Origin of the sequence: Aeromonas sp. 603757 (assembly GCF_049171255.1) — a bacterium.
Taxonomy (GTDB): Bacteria; Pseudomonadota; Gammaproteobacteria; order Enterobacterales; family Aeromonadaceae; genus Aeromonas; species Aeromonas veronii_A.
Window position 1 is genome coordinate 160,692 of record NZ_JAAKOE010000004.1, and the last position, 24,862, is coordinate 185,553.

Sequence of the window (24,862 nt, forward strand, 5' to 3'; positions counted from 1 at the left end):
CGGATGGGATAGCGAGATGGGGGCCAGTGGCCCCCATTGTCGTTTCTACCTCGCACCGGCAGAAGGGGTAGGGGGTATCTGTTTGAAAAACATCCGTTTATCTTGCCGGATATGGGCATGGCCAGCGGGATCCGCTAGCATAGGCGGCAACATATATGATCTATACGCTTTTAAGAGACGAGAGTTCAGATGGATGATCTGCTAGCCCCAGTGCGCCAGTTTTTGCAGTGCGAGACCCCGGATGAGTGGGTAGAGATGGCGCGGGATCCGGCTCGTTTACCGACCCTGCTCATCGATCACGCCAACTGCGAGACCAAGGCTGCACTCACTGCCCACAGTCTGGTGCGCCGCTACTGCCTGCCCAAGGGCAAGCGCCATCTGCTGCCCAAGCTGGAGTTTTATCGCGAGCTGGATGCCATTCCGGAGAAGGCCGAGATCCTGGGCAAACGCAGCATGGGGGAGTCTGATCGCACCGTCTTTGCCGAGCTGGAACGCAATCCACTGCTGTTTCCCATGGTGCGGCTCATTCAGGAGGAGCTGCATCACTTCGAGCAGGTGCTGGAGATCATGCAGGCCCGCGGCATCGAATACGGGCCGGTGACGGCCTCTCGCTATGCCCGCCAGTTGATGCAGCATGTGCGCACCCATGAACCGGCCACCATCGTCGACAAGATGATCATCGGCGCCTACATCGAGGCCCGCTCGTGCGAGCGCTTTGCCAAGCTGGCGCCCCATCTGGACGAAGAGCTGAGTCGTTTCTACGTCTCTTTGCTGCGCTCCGAGGCGCGCCACTATCAGGATTATCTGAGCCTGGCCGAACAGTATGCAGGGGAGGATATCAGCGAGCGGGTGGCCTTCTTTGGCAAGCTCGAAGCCGAGCTAATCTGCTCACCGGATCCGCAGTTCCGGTTCCATAGCGGCCTGCCTGTCACATCTGACAGTTGTTGACGTACAGGGGGCAAACTACTATTGCCCTGTTCCTACTACGAGCGACAAGTAGTTACTTTTGAGCGCAATTCCCGGCCCTGAGCCGGGATCTTTTTTTCTGTCGTACCTCCTTCCTGCTTTTGGCGCTCTATGCTGAATCCCTGGCTATTTTTGCGTCTTCCCCTTGCGATGAAATCCTGTTCGAACAGCCGGTTATTGTGGTGATAAAGTGCTCATTCAGGTGGCTCACCCTTGTAGAAACGGGCGAAACCGTGTACTTTTTTGCCTTCGCAAGATTTGAATAACCAATCAATAGGAGCGTGTATGCGCATTGTTCTGTTGGGGGCTCCGGGCGCCGGCAAAGGTACCCAGGCTCAGTTCATCATGGAAAAACACGGTATTCCCCAGATCTCCACCGGCGACATGCTGCGTGCGGCGATCAAAGCGGGCACCGAGCTCGGTCTGAAAGCCAAAGCTGTGATGGACGCAGGTCAGCTGGTCTCTGACGACATTATCATCGGTCTGGTCAAAGAGCGCATCGCTCAGCCGGACTGCGCCAAAGGCTTCCTGTTGGACGGTTTCCCGCGCACCATTCCCCAGGCGCAAGCCATGAAGGACGCCGGTGTTGTGGTTGATTTCGTGCTGGAGTTCGATGTGCCGGACGAAGAGATCGTCAAGCGCATGAGCGGCCGTCGCGTTCACTCCGGCTCCGGCCGTACCTACCACGTGGTGTTCAACCCGCCGAAAGTGGAAGGCAAGGATGACGTGACCGGTGAAGATCTGGTGATCCGCGCCGACGACGAAGAGACCACAGTACGCAAGCGTCTGGATGTATATCATCAGCAGACCGCGCCGCTGATCGGTTTCTACGGCAAAGAGGCGGAAGCGGGCCACACCCGTTACGTCAAGATCGACGGCACTCAGCCGGTTGATCTGGTCAGCAAGCAGCTTGCCACCATTCTGGGCTGATCTTTGCTGCCGGCACTGTTTCCCGTGCCATCAGATAAATAGAGAAGGGCCCTGTCGGGCCCTTTTTGCATAATGACAGATAGACAGGAAGCCAACGTGACCACGAAAACCGGAATATTGCTGGTCAATCTGGGTACCCCAGCCGCACCGACCACCGCTGCCGTCAAAGCGTTCCTCAGCCAGTTCCTGCACGATCCCCGTGTGGTGGACCTGCCCCGTTACCTCTGGTGTCCGCTGCTCCACTTCATCATCTTGCCGACGCGCTCGCCCAAAGTGGCCAAGCTCTATCAGCAGGTGTGGACCGAGCAGGGCTCGCCGCTGATGGTGATAAGCAAGCAGCAGCGTGCTGCGCTGGAGCAGGAGCTCAAGCGGGAGGGGGTTGAGGTGCCGGTGGAGCTGGCGATGACCTATGGTTCCCCGTCAATGAATGATGGCTGGCAGGCGCTCAAGGCCAAAGGGGTCAACCGGGTGATCCTGTTGCCGCTCTATCCGCAATATTCGGTCAGTACCACCGCCTCGGTCTTCGATGCCTGGGGCAAGGCGATGAAGAGAGAACGCAATCTGCCGGTGGTGCGGCTCATTCGTGATTATCACGCCCATCCCGAATACATTCAGGCGCTGGCCATGAGTGTGCGCCGTCACTGGGAGCAGCACGGTCAGGGTGATCACCTGCTGATGTCGTTCCACGGTATTCCCGAGCGCTACGAGAACGAAGGGGACCCCTATGGTCACCAGTGTCGCCATACCGCCAGCTTGCTGGCCGAGGCGCTCGGGCTGGAGGCCGGGCAGTGGACGGCCAGCTTCCAGTCCCGCTTTGGCAAGGAGGAGTGGCTCAAGCCCTACACAGACGTGACCATTGCTGGCCTGCCGGCCGCCGGAGTCAAGCGGCTCGATGTAATTTGCCCCGCCTTTGCCGCCGACTGCCTCGAAACCCTTGAGGAAATTCAGGTACAGAACCGGGAGATCTTCATGGAGGCCGGTGGCGAGCGGTTTGAATATATTCCGGCCCTCAACAGCGATCAGGCCCACATCAGGATGATGGTCTCGCTCATCTGCCGCGAATTGGCATGAGTGACCGGCAGTCAGTCAAACAAGGAGTCGAGTCATGGTACATATCACGCTGATCTACGCAGGCCTGCTTGGGCTGCTGTTTCTGGGGCTCTCCTTCTGGGTGGTCAAACGCCGCGCCCAGTTCGGGGTGATGATAGGACAGGGGGAGGCCCCCGAGCTGCTGGCGGCGATCCGGGCCCACGGTAATTTTGCCGAGTATGTGCCGCTGACCCTGCTGCTGATGGCGCTGTGCGAGCTCTCCGGTGCCGGTGCGCTCTGGCTGCATGCCGGTGGCGCCATGCTACTGGTTGGCCGCCTCCTGCATGCCATCGGCATCCAGATCCCCAAAGCCCCCAATGTGCCCCGTTTTCTGGGCACCTTGCTGTTCTGGCTCGCCCTCGGCCTCTTCTCGCTGCAGGCTCTGTTGCAGGGCATGGCGGCCACCTGAAAACCGACGCTTTTGCATGCTATGGAACCACCCCGGGCAGGGTGGTTTTTTTATGGTGAAAAGGCAAACGTTTTTCCTTGCAAGCCTTGTCTATACTGACTCCATTATTTAAACAGGGCGACTTTTCGGGGCGGCGGATTGTGTTAAAATCCCGCCCCTCTTTCCCCCAGAGCACAGAACATTGCCATGAAATTTCCCGGTCAGCGCAAGTCCAAACACTACTTCCCTGTCGACAGACGCGATCCCCTGGTGCCGCAAAATCCCCTGTTAACCGAACTGGGCAAAGCCTACGTGGTCGGGATTGATCAGACCCTGGTTGATATTGAAGCCCATGTGGATGAAGACTTTCTGACCCGTTATGGTCTGAGCAAGGGGCACTCCGTTGTCATCAATGACGATGTAGCCGAACGGATTTATGACGAGCTCAAGGCCAACAACATGGTAGTGAGCGAGTTTGCCGGTGGCACCATTGGCAACACGGTACACAACTACTCGGTACTGGCCGACTCCCACTCCATCCTGCTGGGTGTGATGAGTCAGGATATTCGCATCGGCTGCTACGCCTACCGCTATCTGTGCAACACCTCTTCCCGCGTCAATCTGGACTATCTGCAGCCGGTGGATGGCCCCATCGGTCGTTGCTTCACCTTCATCACCGAGTGCGGCGAGCGCAGCTTCGGCATCAACGCCGGCAAGATGAACCAGCTGGATGTGCAGCACATCCCGGAGGATGTGATCAAAGGGGCATCTGCCCTGGTGATCACCGCCTATCTGGTGCGTGGTGACGATGGTGATCCGATGAAAGAGGCGGCCATGACCGCGGTGCGTTATGCCCGCGAGGCCGGTATTCCCGTGGTGCTGACCCTGGGCACCCGTTTCGTCATCGACGAAAACCCCCAGTGGTGGCGCGACTTCATTGCCGAGAACGTGACTGTGCTGGCGATGAACGAAGACGAAGGTGAAGCCCTGACCGGCATCGCAGATCCGCTCGGTGCGGCCGACAAGGCGCTCGATTGGGCCGACATGGTGCTCTGTACCGCAGGCCCCATCGGTCTTTACATGGCGAGCTACACCGACGAGGACTACAAGCGCGAGACCACTCATACCCTGTTGCCGGGCGTCATCCCCGAGTTCAACATGTATGAGTTCAGCCGTCCGATGGCCCGCGCCAAGTGCCGCAAACCGACCCGGATCTACTCCCACATCTCCCCGTACATGGGTGGCCCGGAGAAGATCAAGAACACCAACGGGGCAGGGGATGGCGCGCTTTCCGCCGTGCTGCACGACATGGTGGCCAACTCCTATCACCGGATGAATGTGCCCAACTCCGCCAAACACATCTCCGAGTTCCTGACTTACTCCTCACTGGCCCAGGTGTGCAAATACGCCAACCGCGTCAGCTACGAGGTGTTGGCCCAGAGCAGTCCCCGTCTCTCCCGCGGTTTGCCGGAGAAAGAGGACAGCCTGGAAGAGGTTTACTGGGAGCGTTGATCTCCTAATCTGCAAGGCGCCTCCATCGGGAGGCGTTTTTGCAGGCAAATGGGGGTTATCCCGGCTTTTTTCCCGGAATAACCCCAATATGCTTGAGTCCATGTCACTTTTGCGACACCATTTGGCCATCGTATTGTCGCCCGACAATGCCGCAGCACCCGAAAGAAAGAGAGAACCCCATGAGCATGCTTAACGACAACCTTGACGCCAATTTCCAACTGTTTATCGAACAAGTCCGCGAGTCGGGTCAGGTGTGGGGTCTGCGCTATGGGGAAGACTGGGTCGTCTGTCGCTCCGCCGAATTTGAAGATGCCGACGTGATGCCGCTCTGGTCTGCCGAAGAGGACGCTCGTCTGCACTGTGTTGACGAGTGGGCCGATTACGAGCCGGAAGTGATCGATCTGGAAGAGTTTCTCGATATCTGGATCAACGATCTGGATGAAGATGATGTACTGGTTGGCCCGAACTGGAACGCCGATCTGGAAGGTCAGGAGCTCGAACCCATCGAGCTGGCCAAGGCACTGGTTGAACTGGACGCCTGAAAGCGCCTCCATTGATGGCATGAACGCACAGGCCATCGGGACAAAGACCGGCATCCGCGAAGGTGCCGGTCTTTTTTATGGTCGAATGGCCCGATTGATGAGTTAAAAGCCGATTTGCCTTTGCACCTGTCAGGGGGATGGTCCATCATCAACCTTTTGCCAAGGGAGGAGCGCCATGTTTGTATTCGACGTAACGGGAGCTGCGGGTGAGAAGGCCAGCATTCGGGTGCAGGCGCTGGATTGGGCGCAAGCCGGACCAGTGACCTTCCAGTGCGATGATGATCAGCTGGCGGTCGTGCTCCTGAGCGGTTGTCGTTGCGATGCGGTGGGCTTTTTCAACCTGTTGGCGGGGTGCAAACCGCTCTATATCGAGCAGTGGCTCAGCTATCTGCAAGAGAGCGGTCGCATTGGCAAGTGGAGCCACCAGACCGAGAGTCCCGCCGATGGGGACTATCTGGCCAGAGCCGGTCTGGAGCACGATGAGCTCAATACCCTGCTTGGCCAGGTCTATCAGGTGGCGGGGTTCAATCGCCTGCAAATCAACCGTTACCTCAAAAATCGCCACAACCCCACCACGCTGGCGACCCGTTACGATCAGAAAGAGCTGGAGCGCTATCGCCAGCTCAATGACATCATTCTGACCCTGTTGAAGCTGAAGCATCCTCAGTAAAGAGCCCCAGCTGGCTGATATCCGGTCGCAGCGGTTGCGGCCGGGCGATCAGATAGCCCTGCAAGCCATCCACATACATCCCCTGCAGCAGCTGTTTCTGGCCAAGCTGTTCTACCCCCTCAGCAATCACCTGACATCCCATCCGATGTGATACATCGACGATCATCCGCACAAACTGCTGGTTGGTCTGATCCTGCTCCAGCCCGGTAATAAGGGCAGGATCCAGCTTGATGTAGTCGGGCTTGAGCTCGCGAAACAGGGTAAAGGAGCCGATCCCCTTGCCGAAATTGGCGATCGCCGAGCGGCTGCCGTTGCGGCGCAGCAGTTCAAATACCCGCTTGGCACCGGTCAGATTGCGTTCCAGATGCTCTTCATCCAGCTCGAACACCAGATTGGCGCTGGTATTGGGATCTTTGAGCAACTGGCGGTCAAGCCAGATCAGGAAGGCGCTGTTTTGCAGCAGGTTGGGGGAGAGATTGACTCCCCAGCGACTCTGATTGGCACCAAAAGCCCGGTATTGACGCATTATATGAACAATCACCAGTTGCTCCAGCCGCATCACCATATCGAGCCGCTGGGCCATGGCAAACAGGGTGTCGGTGGGCAGGGCGGTACCATCGCTGCCGCTGAAACGGGTGTAGATTTCGTTGTAGGCCAGCATGCTGCGGTGCAGGGGCTGGATTGGCTGATAGGTGAAGCTGAGTCGCTCCTGTGCCAGCACTTCAGTCAGCACCTCGCGCCAGTGATGCTGTCCCTGCAGATCGGAGACGTTGTCATCCTGCTGGATGGCCCAGCCATTGATGGTTTCGGTCTGGGCGCGTGCCAGCGCCAAATCCGCCCTGGCCAGCACGGCTTCGATTTTCTGGCCGCTGCTGAGCTTGGTCAACCCCGAGTAACCTGTGCTCTCCAGCTCGTGTTGAGCCTGATAGTGATCGAAAGCCACTTTCAAATCCTGCCCCAGCAGATGGGGGGGAATATTGGCCACCGGTTGCACCAGCACGGCGAAATCAGCCCCCGAAATGCGGTAGACCTGATTGCCCGGGAAGCGGCTTACCACCCGCTTGATGAGAGCGGCCATGTCCTTGATGTAGGCATCACCAGACTGGAAGCCGCGCTGGGCGTTGATCTTGCCAAGCTCGGTGGCGCGGATCAGCACCAGACTTGCGGTCTGGGTGTCCTGATCCCGCTGCAGCAACTCGGTCATGTCGCGGCGAAAGGCGTGGCGGTTGAGTAGTTGAGTCAGCTCGTCGGTGGTGGCCAGATTGCTCAGTTCGGTCAGCTGACGATGGGCACTCTGTTCGGCACTCTCGAACTGTTCCAGCAGCTGTTGCAGCACTTCCCGGGAGGCGGGCTCATCAAGCTGTGAGGGATCCCGGCTCCTGATGGCCTTGACCCAGGTGAGCTCCTGATGCTGGACCATGCCGTCCATGGTGCGCATGGCCAGCATTAACAACAGGATCATGCCGAGCAGTGTGGTGGCCAGAATAACTGTCAGAGTGAGCGGTGTGCTCTGAAGGGCCAACCAAACTGCTTGCAGGAGCAGCAGGGGTATGGTCACTATGGTGGCGATCATGAAGAGGGGGCGTCCAAGCTTGTGAACCATCTTTTTATCCTTGAAGTGGCTGCTTTATGAGGGAATTTTAACCAAGCTTGCGGTGCAAAGCATGCTATTCCTCGCAACTCGGTGAAAAGGGTCAATTGAAATCGGTTAAATGTGAGTGAAACCACTTTCACAGGTACCGAAACAGGCGAAGATGAGTTGAAAACAGATCAAACAAGGCAGAGGTAAATCATGTTGTTAGAGCCAGAAAATAGTGCCAAAGCACGACAATTGTTGAACCAGAGTATGGCACTGGTGCTGGCAGGTGGACGTGGCAGTCGCCTGAAGCAGTTGACTGACAACCGCGCCAAGCCTGCCGTCCATTTCGGTGGCAAATTCCGGATCATCGACTTTGTGCTCTCCAACTGTATCAACTCGGGGATCCGCCGCGTTGGTGTAGTCACCCAATACAAATCTCACAGTCTGCTGCGTCACCTGCAATCGGGCTGGTCCTTCCTGCGTTACCAGATGAACGAGTTCATCGACCTGCTTCCAGCCCAGCAACGGGTGGATGAGGTGCACTGGTATCGCGGCACCGCCGATGCCATCTATCAGAACGTCGATATCATTCGTGACTACGGCCCCAAATACCTGGTGGTGCTGGCTGGGGATCACATCTACAAGATGGATTATGCCGCCATGCTGCTCGACCATGTACGCCTCGGTGCCAAGGTGACGGTAGCCTGCATCGAAGTGCCGCGGGCAGAGGCATCCGCCTTCGGGATCATGGATATCGACGAGCAGCGCAAGATCCGCGCCTTCGTCGAAAAACCGGCCAATCCGCCTGCCATGCCGGGTTGCGAGGATCGCTCGCTGGCCTCCATGGGGATCTATATCTTCGAGGCGGAGTACCTCTACCAATTGCTGGAGGAGGATATTCACAATCAGGACTCCAAACACGACTTCGGAATGGATGTGATCCCCCGCATTGTGGAGGAGGGGATGGCCTTTGCGCACCCCTTCAACATGTCCTGTGTCGGGGCACGCGAGGGGCAAAAGCCCTACTGGCGTGACGTGGGTACACTGGACTCCTTCTGGGAAGCGAACATGGATCTCGCCTCCGTGCTGCCCGAGCTCGATATCTACGATCAGAACTGGCCTATCTGGACCAGCCAGACCCTGACGCCACCGGCCAAGTTTGTGCAGGATCGCAATGGCCAGCACGGCATGACCATCAACTCCATGTTCTCGGGCGGTACCATTGTCAGCGGATCGTTCGTGCTCAATTCGGTACTCTTTACCAATGTGCGGGTGCACTCCTTCTGCACCCTGGATCAAGCCATCATCTTCCCCGGGGTCGAGATTGGCGCCGGTTGCCGTCTGCGCCGGGTGGTGGTGGATAAAGGGTGTGTGCTGCCCGATGGACTGGTGGTGGGCGAGAATGCCGATGAGGATAGCCGCCGCTTCTACCGCTCCGAGCAGGGGATTGTGCTGGTGACCAAGGAGATGCTGGACAAGCTGGTTTGAGGAAAGCCCTTGAAACTGTGTCAGACGCTGTAATGCAAAGGGAGCCAAGTTGGCTCCCTTTTTCATGCTGGTGAATGGCGAGGATTATTCGCTAACCACCGCTTTGGCGGCCATCACCATGGCGGTGCCGTGCTTGCCACCGGCGGCGGTCACTTGCGGTACGCCATCTTCATCGGTATCGCTGCCGGCACCTTCGATGATGTTCTCGCCGGAGTCGCCGATCCACTCGGCCATCTGCATGCCACCATTGACGGTGCCACGGAACCAGCTGACGTACTGACTGGTCAGTTTGGCCAGCTCCAGCTCGGGCGCCTTCTCGGCACCTTCGTTGCGCAGGTTCAGCATGGCAGAGCGCAGGGCGCCAGAGATGGCCGCCTGGGTCCAGGGAGTGTATTCACCCTGTTTACCCGCCAGCCAGGTGCCCGCCTTGGCATTGAAGTAGGCCTTGTCGGCAGCGACAAACAGCTCGCGGGCGGCGGTGCGGTACTTGGCATCGGAGGTAGCGAGGAAGGCGGCCGTCAGACCGCGGATAGCGGCGAACTGCGCATCGATGGAGTAGCCGGCATCGAGCTTGCCACCCAGGGTGATGCCGTCATGCACCAGACCATTTTTGCCCTTGAGGTTGGCAAGGATGAAATCGGCCTGCTTGCGGATCAAGTCGAGCGCCTGTTGACCCTGCTTGGTCTTGAGGTTCAGCTCGCCATTGTCACCGGCGGCGTAACCGACCGGCAGCGCGTCCTGAGCGCGCTGGAAGATCTGCAGGGCGACCAGTGCGTAAGCGGCGTCAAAGGTGGTGACGTGCTTGCCCTGTTTGCCTGCCTGCCAGCTGTCGACCAGGGTGCCAGCCTTGGTATCAAAGTGCAGGGCAGCCAGGTTCTTGAAGGTGAGGTTGGAGAGATTGATCGCCAGCGAGAAGGCATCGCTGCCCGCGACCGCTTTGCCCAGGTCATTGGCCTTGTTGGCAGCCGGTGCGGCGGCAAACGGCGCGCCGTCAAACACGGCGTGGAAGGCCGGGTTCTGGTTGGTGTTGGCGCTGCGCTGATCGCTGAAGGCATAGAACTCGGAGAGCGGCCACAGCATCATCCAGGCATCGCGCAGTTGGGCGGAACCATCCACCACCTCCAGCTTGCCGATGGCACCGGCATCGTTGTTGCTGGTTTCGGTCACTTTCACCTGATGGGGGAAGTAAATCACGCCCTTGGCCGGATCGTACTGCGGGGTGATCTTGGCGCCCAGTTGCTTGCCATCGAAGCCGAGCTGGTTCTGCATGATGGCCAGCTTGTCGATGGATTGCTCGGTCAGCATCATGCCATTGAAGCCATCGGCGGCAGAGACGCCCAGCTTGTGCTTGCCATCCTGATCCATGGTGGCGGAGGCGGCTTCTACCTCTTCATCGGTCTCGGCCACATGCATGCCGCCGAGGAAGTCTTGCGACCACATTACCTCTTTGAGCAGGATGCCGCCCACCGCTGCGGGCACCAGCAGGTTGTCGCTGCCGCTCCAGCGCAGGGTGCTGTAGTCGCGGAAGTAGGCTGGCACCTGGGTCTTGACGGTTTTCTCGACACCTTTGGCTGTCTTGATGGTGATCTGGTCACCATTGACCGGGGTGACGTTCACTGCCTGGGCAAACTCCGGATTGGCGGAGGCGTAGGGCAGGGAGAGGGGATACATGCCCTGCGGCACTTCATCAGCCGGGAAGCCAACGGCGTCGGCCATGGCCAGCACCCGTTGTCCCAGAGAGGCCATGGTGCCACCACGGGCCAGGTTTTGCGGCCCGTTCACCAGATGCGGGCCCATGCCGGATTGGTAGTTGAGGGCGTACATCGCCTCTTCGGAGTATTCGTAGGATTCGATGCCGGCAGCGAAGTCGAACGGGGTCGGCTCATCGGCACGGTTGGCATCCAGCACATCCAGATCCAGCCCCAGCGCTTCGGCCAGCGGCTCACCGGAGAGCTCGAATTCGGTATAGGCCAGCATGTTGGCGGCGGTATTGAATGTCTTGTCTTCGACCTTGACGGCAGCGTGTGCGGCGCCGCTGATCAGTGCGCAGGCAATCGCCTGAACCAGTACGGTTTTTCTCATGTCCCTTCTCACCATTGGTTTTATTATTGACGCTTCTCATGACGAATCTAAATGAGAATGGTCTGCATTATGCTGTGTTGATGGGGACTTGAGAAGTAAAAAACCGCCCCATTCGGCTGCACGTTGAACCGGATGTGCGCTGTCGAAAAGGACGGTTATCTGTTTATTGCACTGAAAGTGCCAGTGTGGCGGGGATCAGAGCAGCTTGAACGGGATGACCAGACGGCCAGGCTCCACCTTGAGGGCTTCGACCTTCTCCTTGATCCTGGCTTCGTTCTTGCGGCTGCTGTCGAGGCGGTAGACCGGGGTCTGCGACAGGAACAGGGAGAGCGACTGATTGAAGGTGGGCAGCAGCGGGGTGAGGGCAGCCCCGATATCGGCCGGCTCGGTCTTGACCGAGACCAGCTCAAGGTCGCGCAGATAGATGGCGCCCTGATCGGCCACATAGTCTGGGCGGGCGCTCAGGGCAAAGCGGATCTTCATCTGCTGGCTGCCAAGGGGGCTGCTCACCTGCAGGTCGCCAGCGGCGTCCAGCTCGATGCGATCTGCTTGTTTGCGGCCGATACGGCTCTGCATCTCATCCAGACGGATCTTGCTCGACATGATGCCGGGGATCCCCAGCTGTTTTTCAAAAGAGACCTGATCTTTGAGGTACTGGTTGATTTCGGCCTCGCTGACGTTGTACTGGGTCAGGGAGCAGGCCCCCAGCAGCAGGGCGAGGGGGAGTAACAACAGCTGTTTCAACATGATGGATTCCGCTTGGGCAACTATGATGGCGCTATCTTACGCGATAACGGGCGTGGAATGAGAGCCTCATACCGTGGGAAATCACGGACTTGCTGCATTCCCGATTGTTTTTTGGCAACCGCTGGGTTCATCATCAACGGGTGAACAGAGTAGGGCCGATCAGTTGGCTGCGGGTGTGGGTCTACGCCTGAGCAGAGAGAGAACAGAGAGCGAGAAGAGCACAAAGAACAAGGAGATCGCAATGGTTCGGATGGGTAAGGTTGGCTGCAGGGCGCTGCTGTGGCTTGGCTGCATGATGGGACTCTGGAGCCCGTTGCTGTGGGCCGAGGTGAAGGTGATCCCGGTCTTCGAGGCGCAGGCGGCGGTGCAGACCCTCAAGGAGATCTATCCCCAGCTTGGGGTGAGTGCCATGGGTAATCAGCTGGTGCTGAGCGGGACGCCAGCCCAGTTGCAGGAAGCGGAGGCGACTCTGGCGCAAATCAACCAGCCACCGCAAAGCCTGCTTATCGAGTGGCGGGTGGAGGGGGCCGCCAGCGGTCAGCAACTGGGAGGCTCAATCAGTCGCGACGAGGCCAAGCGGCAGTGGTTGGTCGATGGCAACGCCCAGCAGTACCAGCGCAGCCAGAACGACAGCTGGCAGGTGCGGGGGCTGTCGGGTCGTCCCGTGCTGCTGCAGATGGGCTCCTATCAGCCGGTCACCTTCTATCAGTGGAACGGGGGCGCCGTGGTGGGGATGATGCCGCTGGTGAACGGCCTCTATGCCACGGCCACCTTGATTGGCGATCGGGTGCAGATTGCGCTGAGCAGCGAACAGGCGAGGCTGGATCAGGGCACCATCAATCGCGGGCAGAGTGCCACCGAGGTCAGTGGAGCCCCGGGCCAGTGGCTGACGGTGGGGGAGCTCTCAACCAGCTCGGCAGATCAGGGGAGCAGCCTCGGCACCCAGCTACAGGGAGGGCGAGGCAGCCAGAGCGAGCGCCAGACCCTGCAGATCCGGGTCACCCACCAATAAGCAATGTAGTGGTCTAATCATCCCGGACACCATTTTAGGTGGTACAGTCGCCACCATGACCTGAGGTGTTCAATGACAAGATTACGTCGCTCATTTACTGCCGAATTCAAACTCGAAGCCGCATCCCTGGTGCTCGACCAGGGATATTCTGTCCCTGAAGCCAGCTGTTCACTGGATGTCGGTGAAACCGTACTGCGTCGTTGGGTTCAGCAGCTTCAATCCTAACGAATTGGCACTACCCCAATCAGCAAAGCGCTGACTCCGGAGCTGCAGAAAATCCAGGAGCTGGAAGCCCCATCACTCTGGTCTGCCGCGCTTTCGATGTTCCCACCTCCTGCTTTTACGACTATCTGACTCGCAGGCGGACGATTAACCGTGAGCGTATGCAGCAGCGCTCTGAGTTGCGCAGGTTGTTCAAAGAAAGCCGGAACTCAGCGGGCAGCCGCGCCTTGATGTCGATGATGCGAGAGTTGGGGTATCAGATTGGCCGATTCAAAGTACGTAACCTGATGAAGGAAGCCGGGCTGGTATCCAAACAGCCGGGCGCACACCGCTATAAGGTGGCACAGTCTGAACGACCGGATATCCCCAATCTGCTGGCCCGTGAATTTGATGTCCAGCAACCCAATCAGGTGTGGTGTGGCGATATCACCTACGTCTGGGCAGGTGGTCGTTGGCATTACCTGGCAGCGGTTCTTGACCTGCACACCCGGCGGGTCGTGGGCTGGGCGATGTCAGATAAACCAGATGCAGAGCTAGCCATCAAAGCACTGGAGATGGCCTATCAGCAGCGGGGTTGCCCATCCGGTGTGCTATTTCACTCTGACCAGGGCAGCCAATATGGCAGCCGGGCATTTCGGCAACGAGTGTGGCGCTATCGCATGACCCAGAGTATGAGTCGTCGTGGTAACTGCTGGGATAACGCCCCGATGGAGCGACTGTTCAGGAGCCTGAAGTCAGAGTGGCTCCCGGCTATGGGATATATGAGCTTGCGAGAAGCGAAACGAGATATCAGTTATTACCTGATGGATTACTTACTACAACTGGCGGCGTCCACATTGCCACAATGACGGGATACCGCCAGCAAAAGCCGAAGTACGGCCTAACCAAGTGTCCGGATTTAGTTGACCACTACATTATGACCTGAATTGAGGCTATTGGCAGCGACGTGTCGTCAAGTCACCAAGCTTTCACTATCACCTATTGCAGTACCGGCACAGCTGGTGCTGCAAGTCGTGAAGGTCTATCCCGGTAGCATGGGGGGCTACCAGTTTGGTTCATAACTCCAGCTCGATTATGGGGATCTCCCAACGTTCGCTGCGCATCTTGGGTTGATACTCTTCTTTCTCCTGTTCTTTACGTCGTTCCACCAGAGCAATCACTCGGGCTTCACGGATGCTATTCATGTCGAATTTCCAGGTCTCTTCGCCGAGCAGGGAGAGGCGAGCTATTTCGTGATTCTGGTGATACACATGAAGCTTGTTGTTTTTATCGGGAGCGATACGCACGGCATCGCCAACCTTTATCTGACTGAGCAGGCGGTGGATACGATGAGTCTCGCTACTGCGTCCGGCATAGCCCAACACCAGTTGCGACATACCCATCATGGCAAAACGACGTTGTCTGTCCGGTCGGGTTGCGTAAGGTCTCTGCACGTAGCAGTGGGAGGCGATCAGTGGAATATGGGGATTACGTTGATCGTGGCGAGCCATGAGAACCAGCCTTTCGATAGCACGTGTCATCCCCACATAGAAGAGGCGCCGCTCTTCTTCCAGGTTACTGGTCGATAGCTCCGCCGCGCGTTGCCAGCCGCCGTCGAGAAGTATCACATGGCGATACTCCTCCCCCTTAACCCCATGTACCGTACTTAACAATACCCCTTTACCGAAGCGGATCTGGCGCTTTTGCTCGCTCAAATACTCGTAGAGGAACATCAGGAAGTGGTGGGCAGAAAGAGCGTGCTCTCCCTGGCTGGCTTGCCATTGAGCAATCAGATTGTGCAGTAGCTCCTCCCAACGGTTGGCCAGTGAGAGTGGAGGGAGAGGTGCTGCAAGTTGCTCCGCTGTCAGCAGGGCATGACCTTGCTGTTGTAGCCAATTCTGGTAGCGCAAGATTTCACGGCAGCGATGCACAGGAAAACCGTTCTCTTTATCCAGAGTAAAACGACAGGGAATATCGGCATCTGCCAGCGCCGAGCGAACCCAGGCCAGTTCCTCCTTCTCCAGCCCATTACGGGCCAGCACGGCGATAGATTCCAGCGGGCAAGTGGGAGTCTTCTCACGGATAAGCGCGATATGTCTCACAACCTCGGCTGCCTGTTGCGCCACATCCTGGCACTGCTGGATGATGACACGGCCCTGTGCTGCCTCCAGTCCCTCCCAGTGCCCCCCGGCCACTTCCATCTTGCGCCTGTCGTCGATCTTGATGGGATGTGTACGCTTCATGCGATCCTGATTGTGCTCAATCACGCGGTTGGAGGTCTCGATGATGTGGGTGGTGGAACGATAGTTCCAGGTCAGGAAGTGAGTCTGGGCATTGTAGTCGTGCTCAAAGCGGCGAATAAAGCTGACGTTCGCGTCGCGAAAGGCGTAGATCGATTGGTCATCATCACCCACAGCCATCAGATGCAGTCGGGCCTCCTCATCCTCTTCGCTTTTGCCCACCAGTGCCGCGATAAGCTGGTACTGTTGTTCATCAATGTCCTGATACTCGTCGACGAGCAGAAATTGCAATCCACCGAGCAGCTTTTCCCGCTGCTCTTCCAATTCGAGACCGAGCTGGTTCTGCTCCCCCCGGAGCAGCTTGATTGCGTCATCAATGATGGTGGTAAAGTCGATATCGTCGGATATCCGGTTTTGCACCGCATTGCCTGTCAGACTCATTGCGAGACCGTGAAAGGTGAATACCGAGACCCGTGCTCCGTCACGCCCCAGCAACTCGGTCAGGCGTCGGCGCAGGGACATCGCCGCATTATGGTTGTAACAGAGCAACATGATCCGCGATGGGGAGATTTGCTTGACCCGCATCAGGTAGGCGCAGCGGTGGATAATCACCTTGCTCTTGCCTGACCCCGGGCCTGCCAGTACCAGCAAGTTTTGCTCGGGCGGTGCCTGAACGATCTGCTCCTGGGCTCGGTTGTGAAGATCTTCGACAATGCGCTTCCAGGAGTGTTCGCTGGTCGCCAGCTCCAGGATTTTGTTGCGCCCTTTGAAGTAGTGACCGAGGAACTTGTCAGCTTCCATGGAAAAGTAGTCTGTCACCAGCTTTTTGGCTTTCTTGAAGTGCTCCAGGCTGATGCGGGCGTATTCATTCATCACATGGATCTGAATCACCTTCTGGCGATAGTGATGCTCAAGCGGCTGATAGTCTGCCTTGTTGTATTGTTGCTGCCGCTCAGCGGTCAGCGTGAGGGTCATAGCGCTTCGGAACACGGCAAGACCATTTTGCAGCACGATGGCGTGTTGCTCATGCAGGTAGAGCAGTGCCCGCTCTGCCCCTTTGAGCAACCACTCCTGCTGGCTGCTTGCCTCCCGCTTGTTCATTAGCTGAGCCACATCCATGTCTTCTCGCAGGTATTTGACCAGTTGTTCCAGGGCAAATGACAGCATCACTTGGCGCTGGACACTCTCTTCGCTGCTTGCCAACAGGGTGTAGAGAAAATCGAGGGTGGCGCCAGTGACGCGATGGCGTTGCTCAATTGTCTGCTCAATCTGGGACCAGGTTCGGTTGAAGGTGAGTTGGTAAAGATCCCGAGAGAGATATTTGACATCAATGGAGCCTTTCTCGCCCCCCGAGCGACCATCCTGGGCCCAGCTGGTCAGCAAATTGCGCAGCAAGCCAGGGTTACACCGCTCATGCCCCAGATCTTTGATGGCCTGATTGACCAGTCGAATGTTAAAGATCAGCCCTTGCCCTGTATCAGGTTCGGGTTCTGTTTCACGCAAGGTGTCCAGCATCGCCTTTTCAATGCTGTGTACTTGCCCGCAGAGCACCTTGGCATTGTCTCTTCCTTTGGGGCGAAGCCAGGTAGTCAGTAACATCCCCTGAGAGAGCAGACCGACATCCGCCATCTGGGTGAGTACCCGCATCACTTCACTGGCCTGAACTCCACTTCCGTGATCGGCCATGTATTGGCCTGCCTCTTCGGCAATGGCATCGGCACTGAGACCATCATCATCGGCAGCACTCATCAGCGCCTGGATAACCGCTTGCCAGATGGCTTTGGCCTTGGGAGCGAGTTTTAGACTGTCTACCCTTTTCATTGCCTCTTCTGTGGAAGCAAACAGAGGGCGCCCCTGAAAAACCTGAGTGATGTTGTCGCTGCGCTCCAGATAGCCAGCGCGCTCGAGCCAGGCGATCGCTGTCTTGACCTTGGTATCCGCATTGGTGTCATCGGCAGCAAAGCTGGTTTCCACCTCAGGCTGGTTGATGAGCTCTGCACTGGTTGCGACCAGTGGCGGGTTGTTCTCCTGCTTGCCGCCTTTGCTGGCCCTGAGCCGTATTCCGCGCAGAATCTGCTTGATATCGCGCAGGCTGACTTCACTCATTGCCTCGAGCTGGAACTGTTTCTCGATATCCTGTTCATCAAACAGCAGTACGCAGTGGGCTTGTGCTGTATCGCGTCCCGCTCGTCCCGCTTCCTGTAGATAGTTTTCGAGGGAGCCGGGGATATCGGCATGGATCACCAAACGCACATCATCCTTGTCGATCCCCATCCCGAAGGCGTTGGTCGCGCAGATGACCCGGATCTCGCCATTGATAAATTGTTCGAGAGTCGCTTTTTTCTGGGCACTGTCCATTCGGGCGTAAAAGCGCGAGATCGGGAGGGATTGTTGCTGACCGAGGAAATCGGCCAGCTCGTCCACGCTGCGCTTGGTTGCGCAGTAGATAACGCAGGAACCGGGCTTTTCCTCACCGAAGAACTGCTCGAGCAGGTTAAGGATATGGCCCTGTTTATTGAGACCGGGACACTCAACGACGGCATATTCGAGGTTGGTACGTTCAACCCCGCCTTCCAGTCTGAGAAGAGGTCTGGGCTGTTTGTCGAGAAACTGGGCGCAAATATCCTCAATCACATCCGGTTTGGCGGTCGCGGTATAGCAGAAGACAGGAGGCATGGGGACCTGCTGTTCCTTGGCAATGGTGGCGATGGCCTTGGCACAGTAGAGATAGTCAGGGCGAAAATCATGCCCCCATTTCGACAGGCAGTGCGCTTCGTCAAATACCCAGCCACCGATCTGACGTTGTCGTATTGCTTGTTTGACTGTGCGGTTGCGCAACTGCTCGGGGGAGATATAGAGCAAGGCGATATCCCCCATACGGATCTGTTCAAGAATCGCGCCTCGCTCTGGTAGCGTCAGCAGCCCCGAGATAGCGGCAACCCCTTCAATACCGGCCTTGTGTTTAAGGTTGTCCACCTGATCCTTCATCAGTGCCTGCAGGGGGGATATCACGACCGTGAGAGCACCGCTTCGCTGGTTACGCACCAGTGCCGGGAGCTGGTAGCAGAGCGACTTACCGCCGCTGGTTGGGAGTATGCCGAGCAATGCGACGCCAGCCATGGCTTCCTCGATCAAGGTCTTCTGCAATGGTGTCCCATCAGGCAGGTTGCGAAAGTTGTCGAGCTCGAAGATTCGCTGCAGATGGCGGCGTGCATCGTGGTTCTCCTGACAATAGCTGCAGTCAGCATGACCGCAGTGACGCTCACGAATTGTGTGAATGATTTCTGCGGTCTGGGGGAAGCGGCGCCAAATCCAGGGGGGCAACACGGAGTTCCCGCCGGACACGGGCAACCAGGCGCAGGCATAAGCCAATGGTAACAACAGCATGGGTTGACGCAGGGCATCACCAATCACCCGGTTGAGCTGATTGGGGCACGCTTTCTCATGGGCAATGCTCTTGATGAGAGTGGGTAGCTCCGAGACCCGCACTGGCGGGCGGCCTGTCAGTCTGGCAAACACCAGTGACAGACCCTGAGTGTTAAATTGCGCCATGACTCCCTGGTCGAACAGATATTGATAAAGCTGCAATTGGGACAGGGGTAAGGCTTGCAGGGCTATCAACTGTTCCGAGAAGATCTGCAATGCGAGCCTTGCATCCGCGACCGGATCATTGAGGGTATCCCGAACCAGTTTGTAATCCTTGACCAAGCGGTGATAGGGGTTTTTGGGAAAGGCAAGGGGAGATAGATAGAGGGTATCTATTACCGGCTTTTCGAGAAGCAACTGGGGACGTACAGCCTGTTTGGCCAACCAGGGGAGATCAAAATCGAGAATATTATGGCCAAGGATTACCTCAGCCCCCTGTGCCAGAGCATTTAACGCCTTGAGGGAGAGATCCTGCGGGCCTTTGAGATTGAGCTCACGATCAGCCAGGAGTGCACCCAGATGGCGCAGCTTTTCATCCCTGGTCAGCTCAAGGTCAAAAGAAAGAATCTTGTCATCCCCAAACAGGGCCACGACATCAGCTGGGTTCATCAATAGCCATCTCCATCTGGCGTTGACCTATCATGGCGATAATAAGTGCCAACAGATCAGTGAGTTGGACGAATATTACCCGAAATGTTGAGCGGTGGCATCATTCAGAGCCCTCTGGCCGCGCTTCTTTTGGCTGGCATCCCGTTTTTGTAAATGCCTCTGCCCCCTTAATCGTTCATGTCTGTAAAGTGTCGTCCTTGTCATAGTCAACCCACTGATCTTGTGAGACTATTTCCCTTTATTTTCCGATTGGAACGCATTGTGTCCCTCGACTACTACCAGCGCCACGCCACCGAATTGGCGGCCCGTTACCAACAAGTATCTTCGCGCACTGTTCATTGCGACTGGCTCACTCTGCTGGAGCCTTGGCTCGTGGCGGCGCCGCGCCGGTTGCTCGATGTAGGGGCTGGCAGTGGTCGGGATGCCGCGTTTTTGGCCGGGCTCCATCAGGGCCACAGTGTGGTCGCTGTCGAACCCAGTCAGGCACTCGCTTCGCTGGGACAGTGCCGTACCCGGGATGTTGCAGTGGATTGGGTCAATGACGCTATGCCGGCTCTCTCTCGCGTGACCGGTACTTTTGATCTGATTTTGCTCAGTGCTGTCTGGATGCATCTACCCCCGGAGTCTCGTCCCTTGGCGCTGGCACGTCTTCATGAGCTGCTCTCACCAGATGGTTATCTGGTACTGAGTCTTCGTCTGGTTATCTCGGAGCAGGAGATGCGGGAGCGAGCCATGTATCCGGTAGCTGTCGATGAGGTGGAGCGGCTTGCATTGGAGGAGGGGATGACACTGCTCCATGTGTCAGAACCACAGGAGGATGCCTTGGCGCGTAGCGGCTTGAGTTGGCAGAGTCTGATCCTTGGGGGTGAACATGCACGCCTCCCCTGAGCAACAACTCGCTTTTATTGCCTATCTGCAACGCATCTTTACCGAAGGCGATTTTGTGGCCACTTACAAGTGCGCCTTGCTCCACGGGATTGCAGATATCGCGATTGAGCGCAGTACCGAGACCCATGATCTGACCGCGGCGCGCACTATTACGCTGGACGAACTGGCCACCAAGTTTGTGGAGCTTTATTGGCAGCACAGTCTGCCCTACTCGGCGACGGGAGAAACGGCTACCTTGCTCAAACAGAGCAGCGGTCGTCAGGCCATCATGCTAACGGAGTTGTCCCGGCTGCGTGCAGAGGGGGTCCGCTCGGTAACTGCACTGCGTCGGCACGACGCCTGGCGGCCTCTTCTTGCCCGAGTTCGGCGCATCCTTGTTGAGGGGCCCTTGTGGCGTCTGCAGATCCTGGGTGGGCGAGAGGAGTGCCACCTCTATCCTCATCAAAGGGGCGCGGATCATATCTGCCTGAACCCCGGAATTCTCTACTGTCTCCACCGCTTTTACGATCTGGTGGTCTCCCTCTCCCGACAGCATTGGTTGCAGCTTATCTGCGACATCAAGGGGAATCAGCCACTGATTGGCCCAAGTGTAGGGCTGGAGAATTTTCTATTTGGTTCAAGCCGTCAGGCGCTGGTACGGGTGGGGGAGGTTTTGAGGGACTTGCAGGGGGGAACCTGTTTTTACTGTAACAAGGCGATACACGGGAGTGGTGAGGTAGACCATTTCATCCCCTGGCGTCGTTATCCAATCGATTTGGGCCACAACTTCGTACTGGCACACGCCAACTGTAACCGGAGCAAACGGGATTTTCTCGCCGCTCCCGAGCACAGGGATGCCTGGTACGAGCAGAATATCCTGACCCATGGGGCGTACCTCACGGACGAGCTGTCCCCTCTGGTGAGCATCGACGCCGAGCGTTCTACCGCAATCGCCACTTGGGCCTATCAGCAAGCACTCCGTGAGCATGCTCGGTTGTGGCGTGGTATTGACCTGTTTGTGGACGTGACAGCCCCCAGTGTGGGGATGAGTAATCTAGGCTTCTCTAGACTCTTCTGAGGCAGATACGAAAAAGCCCAGCCAAAAGGCTGGGCTTTAGAATTTGGCTCCCTCGACATCATCTGAAATTGCAATGCAACTAATTGTAATTCAACTGTATTTGTGGTTATGAAATTGATTGTTGGTACTGTGCTTGGTACCAACTTTTTAGGTACTTTTCAGGAATCAAATCAGTCCCCAAATAGGTTTCCCGCAAGTTTCAGGCTGCTCATTCTTGTGTCACGGTGTCATTCTGTCACATCCTTCAAGTAAATCGCCTTCGAAGTGTAGGCTACGTTGCATATTACTGGTTAAGTTGTTGATTATTAAGGGTGGTGTTTTGGGGTGGTTGAGCTGCTGGCATTTGGGGGCGTGATGCGAGTGACACCGGTCGCGAATGAGAGGGCGTCAGAGTGTCATGTGGTGACAAATGTCCCTTGTTGCATGCCATATCCTCCCCCTGGCCTGACGCTGCTCAGTGCCCCAGAGTGCTTGCTGGCCAAGTGATATGGGGGCGTCATTGCCCCTTTTGTTCATAGATTGCGCTATGGGCCTTGGAGGCGCTCTGGGCAAACAGGGGCGGCCAGCTTTGCTGACAAGGGAGGGGGGGTAGATGATGAAAACTAACCGGATGTTAGGGCGGCGTGGCATACTGACCAGCTATCGAGCAAATCAGGTAAGCAAACGAGCTGGAGTGCTGTCTGTATTGAGGCTGGAGTTGACGAAGCCAGCTTGGCCTTCAAACGATGGTCAAGCTGGCCGTTTATTGTGATGCAGATGGGAAGGTGAGTCTTTACAGACTCAACTGCCTATTACCATAATTTGTCAGCGAGCATGGTAGGCATCAAAGATTCTTTTTGCATCAAGCTTGGCCTGTTCATCGAGTGCTGGACTCAAGGCTCTGAGAGCGGAACGTCCTTGCCGATTATTCCAATCGGGAAAGAGGTACGACGCCTGTTCTTCTGTATCGCATTTTAGGAGCAGATAGTCGTGGTATTTATGCTCAATCTTCGGCTCGCGACTGCACCACCCATTATCTGAAAACAAGCGAGAGAAGTAGGTATTCACGGTAGCTCTATACAGGAGATCGTGTTGGTAGCAGCTTGATACAAGCTTGTGCTTGATACCGTTATGTTTGGTGGCAGCCAGCCATGCCTGAACTGCGTCATCATGGTAGCTGGACTCCATCAGCATCGGTGCAATCAACGTAAGATTCCTACCACTGATGTACTTGAGGTTTACGCCTTGATCGTCGTGCCTAATCCAATCTGCCAGTAAATCTTCGGCATCTTCATCGTCAAGTGCAATGGCATCGAGCAGCAAATCTATGTGCATGCCTTTTCGCCATCTAGCGTATGCCTCGGACTTTGCAATTTGCAGCTGTTCGCCGTGCAGCTCAGCACCACCAAGGTACAACCGGTAAGCCTCATCACGACGTTCCAGCGTAGCAAAATCCAGGTATGCTTCGGGTTCTTGTAACGGGACAGACAAATGGTCAGACAAGGCCACGAGAAGAGCGGGGATGTGCTCTCTCTCAGCTATGCGTCTGACCTGCTTGACCAGACTGTCAACGACCTCGTAATTTTCCCCATTGGGGTGGTCGATGAGGGGGGCCAAGCGTGCTAATTGGTGCAGAGCATAAGCCGGTATATAAGACGGTCTATAAGGTGGATTTTCGTCTTTGTTGACCTCATCTTCTTCGAGGAGGGTCAGCACATGGACTCGATGCTGGCGCATGATGTCAACGATAATGTGGGCTGGTATCTCTTGGCCAAGAATGTCTTTGGCTCGCTCCTGGACACGCTCGATATTGGTAGACATGGGTGTCTCTTGAACGTCGGCATCAACCAGCACGATCGACCTGTATGTCAGCGCGGCATACGAGCCAAAACCCAGAGCTGCAGCTAGCAACTCCAGCGTTTGTTGATGAGTGGTGGTGGTACCAGAAAGGAGTTGCAGAGCTCTGCGTGCTTCACGAGCGAGATTGGATAGGTTCATAGTTGCATCCTCGAACCTTGGGTTTTCATGCCGCACGTTTAACCATCCAAGGTCATGATATCAACTACGAGAAGGTTAAGAATCATCAGGCCTGTTTCGACTCGTGCGAAGGTCATGCTGGCGAAGCAAGAATACCCTACAACAGACGGTATGATTTTCGCAAATCCATTTTTTGGGGCATCGTGAGGGCTACTGTGGGTACCATTATCTTCACTGCGAGGAAATGTCAAATATTAAAAGTTAACTTTATCAATATCTTGAGTGTAGATCCCATGTTCGACTTGTCTTTCTTTTTTCAGGGCGGTATCACAGCCATTAGGCTTAACCCAAGATGCCGGATACTCCTGCTACCCAAGACGTCCAAGTGAAAATAATTGTTATTACCAATGTCTTTGGCTGAAATAGGCGCGATTGCCCAAATCGATGCAGCTTGAATGGAACCGTGGTGATCTGATCACCACCATCCTCTTCAAGTTTGCCTCATGGGCTCGTCGCTTCACTCCATCACCAACTGGCCTGAATACAACAGGTCTCTGATTAACCGTGGCTCACTCACCTTCTGGGTTGATGTCTAGGTCATGAGCAACTGGTTTCACCACGATCATCATGGGCGACGGGGCGCAGCCAACTCTACACTGACCAGACCATCAGCACCTTCCTGATACCCAAGGGGATTTTCAACCTCACTCTGACTCTGCGAGCAACCCTGGGACTACTCGACTCTCTGTTTCAGTTGATGAATATGCCGTTGTGCACATCGGACTATAGCTGTGTCAGCAAGCGAGCATGCACGGTGAGGGCGAGTGGAAGGTCAGAAAACACGACTCGGAGAAGCGGCGAGTCTGGCGCAAGTTGCATCTGGTGGTAGACCCGGTGACCCACGATATCGTGGCGGCGGAAGCCTCGTTGTAAAATATGCATGATGCCGTGGTGATGCCGACTCTGCTCAATCCACTGCGGCGCAAGCTAGGACGTGTTTATGCGGATGGTACTATGACAGCGAAGCCAGCCATAAGCTGATAGCGCGCAAAGGAGCGAAGCCTGTATCCAGCCTCGCAAGAACGCGGGGTTATGGGAAAAGGGACATCCAAGAAATGAGGCGGAGCTGGTGATGCGCAAGGACTGACTGGCGTACTGGAAGAAGATGTTGGGGTATCACCGTTGCTCACTGGCAGAGACAGCGATGTATCGGTTCAAGCAGTTGATGACAGGCAAAATTAGTCTCCGAACATACAATGGTCAGGTATCGGAAGTAATGGTGTATGTTGGTGTAATCAACAAACTGTACACCTTGGGTCTGCCTGTCAGGAAACCACGAGTGTAACGGTCACTTGTGGCGGTGAATGTCATGACTTGCTGGCTGATTTGGTCAACAACACCATTGAACACACGAGTTTTACACGCTCACAGTTGGAACCTGCAGACAGCTGTGTGAAACTAACAGACCTATCTATTGACC

The 24,862-nt window shown here is 56.4% G+C and carries 16 protein-coding genes and 2 pseudogenes; 13 read left to right on the forward strand and 5 right to left on the reverse strand.

The window, feature by feature from the left end:
- The first annotated feature begins 189 nt into the window (after positions 1-189).
- The 7 genes from miaE to G5332_RS05740 all read left to right on the forward strand — a co-directional run bounded on the left by miaE (position 190) and on the right by G5332_RS05740 (position 6,097).
- A complete protein-coding gene (gene miaE, locus G5332_RS05710) occupies positions 190-948 on the forward strand; it encodes a tRNA isopentenyl-2-thiomethyl-A-37 hydroxylase MiaE (protein ID WP_005346385.1) in 759 nt (252 codons plus the stop codon).
- Between the two features lie 303 nt (positions 949-1,251).
- Positions 1,252-1,896, forward strand: a complete 645-nt coding sequence (gene adk, locus G5332_RS05715) for an adenylate kinase (RefSeq protein WP_005337083.1) — start codon at positions 1,252-1,254, stop codon at positions 1,894-1,896.
- Positions 1,897-1,992: 96 nt separating this feature from the next.
- The gene (gene hemH / locus G5332_RS05720) at positions 1,993-2,967 is read left to right on the forward strand and encodes a ferrochelatase (RefSeq protein ID WP_421172591.1); all 975 of its coding nucleotides are present in this window, start codon (positions 1,993-1,995) and stop codon (positions 2,965-2,967) included.
- Between the two features lie 34 nt (positions 2,968-3,001).
- On the forward strand, positions 3,002-3,394 hold the full coding sequence (locus G5332_RS05725; protein WP_421172590.1) for an MAPEG family protein: 393 nt from the start codon (positions 3,002-3,004) through the stop codon (positions 3,392-3,394).
- Positions 3,395-3,580: 186 nt separating this feature from the next.
- A complete protein-coding gene (locus G5332_RS05730; RefSeq protein ID WP_216953402.1) occupies positions 3,581-4,885 on the forward strand; it encodes an inosine/guanosine kinase in 1,305 nt (434 codons plus the stop codon).
- Between the two features lie 179 nt (positions 4,886-5,064).
- Entirely contained in the window at positions 5,065-5,427 is a 363-nt protein-coding gene (locus G5332_RS05735; RefSeq protein ID WP_005337077.1) for a DUF2750 domain-containing protein, read from the forward strand.
- Positions 5,428-5,602: 175 nt separating this feature from the next.
- Positions 5,603-6,097, forward strand: a complete 495-nt coding sequence (locus G5332_RS05740) for a hypothetical protein (RefSeq protein ID WP_042055706.1) — start codon at positions 5,603-5,605, stop codon at positions 6,095-6,097.
- Here the strand turns inward: G5332_RS05740 and G5332_RS05745 are convergent.
- Complete coding sequence (locus tag G5332_RS05745; protein ID WP_421172589.1) at positions 6,060-7,700, reverse strand: EAL domain-containing protein; 1,641 nt, start codon at positions 7,698-7,700, stop codon at positions 6,060-6,062. The genes G5332_RS05740 and G5332_RS05745 overlap by 38 nt on opposite strands.
- A 189-nt stretch (positions 7,701-7,889) precedes the next feature.
- On the opposite strand from G5332_RS05745, the gene glgC reads away from it, so the two are divergent.
- Positions 7,890-9,164, forward strand: a complete 1,275-nt coding sequence (gene glgC, locus G5332_RS05750) for a glucose-1-phosphate adenylyltransferase (protein WP_005337070.1) — start codon at positions 7,890-7,892, stop codon at positions 9,162-9,164.
- Positions 9,165-9,248: 84 nt separating this feature from the next.
- Here glgC and G5332_RS05755 read toward each other — a convergent pair whose 3' ends face one another.
- Positions 9,249-11,246: a hypothetical protein gene (locus tag G5332_RS05755; protein ID WP_421249484.1), complete on the reverse strand. Its 1,998-nt coding sequence runs from the start codon at positions 11,244-11,246 to the stop codon at positions 9,249-9,251.
- Between the two features lie 195 nt (positions 11,247-11,441).
- Positions 11,442-11,993, reverse strand: a complete 552-nt coding sequence (locus G5332_RS05760; RefSeq protein ID WP_005337065.1) for a lipoprotein — start codon at positions 11,991-11,993, stop codon at positions 11,442-11,444.
- A 292-nt stretch (positions 11,994-12,285) separates the two neighbouring features.
- On the opposite strand from G5332_RS05760, the gene G5332_RS05765 reads away from it, so the two are divergent.
- Entirely contained in the window at positions 12,286-13,005 is a 720-nt protein-coding gene (locus G5332_RS05765; RefSeq protein ID WP_421249510.1) for a hypothetical protein, read from the forward strand.
- Between the two features lie 72 nt (positions 13,006-13,077).
- Positions 13,078-14,133: pseudogene (locus tag G5332_RS05770) on the forward strand (IS3 family transposase).
- A 149-nt stretch (positions 14,134-14,282) separates the two neighbouring features.
- On the opposite strand, the gene G5332_RS05775 reads toward G5332_RS05770, so the two are convergent.
- Positions 14,283-19,481 (reverse strand): RecQ family ATP-dependent DNA helicase, encoded by a 5,199-nt coding sequence (locus G5332_RS05775; protein ID WP_421311167.1) that lies wholly within the window; start codon positions 19,479-19,481, stop codon positions 14,283-14,285.
- A gap of 261 nt (positions 19,482-19,742) precedes the next feature.
- On the opposite strand from G5332_RS05775, the gene G5332_RS05780 reads away from it, so the two are divergent.
- Both G5332_RS05780 and G5332_RS05785 read left to right on the forward strand, forming a co-directional pair.
- Positions 19,743-20,369: a class I SAM-dependent methyltransferase gene (locus tag G5332_RS05780; RefSeq protein WP_416034159.1), complete on the forward strand. Its 627-nt coding sequence runs from the start codon at positions 19,743-19,745 to the stop codon at positions 20,367-20,369.
- Positions 20,353-21,426 carry an HNH endonuclease gene (locus G5332_RS05785; protein ID WP_421207042.1) on the forward strand — a complete coding sequence of 358 codons (1,074 nt, stop codon included), beginning with the start codon at positions 20,353-20,355 and terminating at the stop codon, positions 21,424-21,426. Before G5332_RS05780 ends, G5332_RS05785 begins: the two co-directional genes overlap by 17 nt.
- A gap of 804 nt (positions 21,427-22,230) precedes the next feature.
- Here the strand turns inward: G5332_RS05785 and G5332_RS05790 are convergent.
- Entirely contained in the window at positions 22,231-23,403 is a 1,173-nt protein-coding gene (locus G5332_RS05790; RefSeq protein WP_421311168.1) for a hypothetical protein, read from the reverse strand.
- A 482-nt stretch (positions 23,404-23,885) separates the two neighbouring features.
- Here G5332_RS05790 and G5332_RS05795 point away from each other — a divergent pair.
- Positions 23,886-24,727: pseudogene (locus G5332_RS05795) on the forward strand (IS5 family transposase).
- The last annotated feature ends 135 nt before the right edge of the window (positions 24,728-24,862 follow it).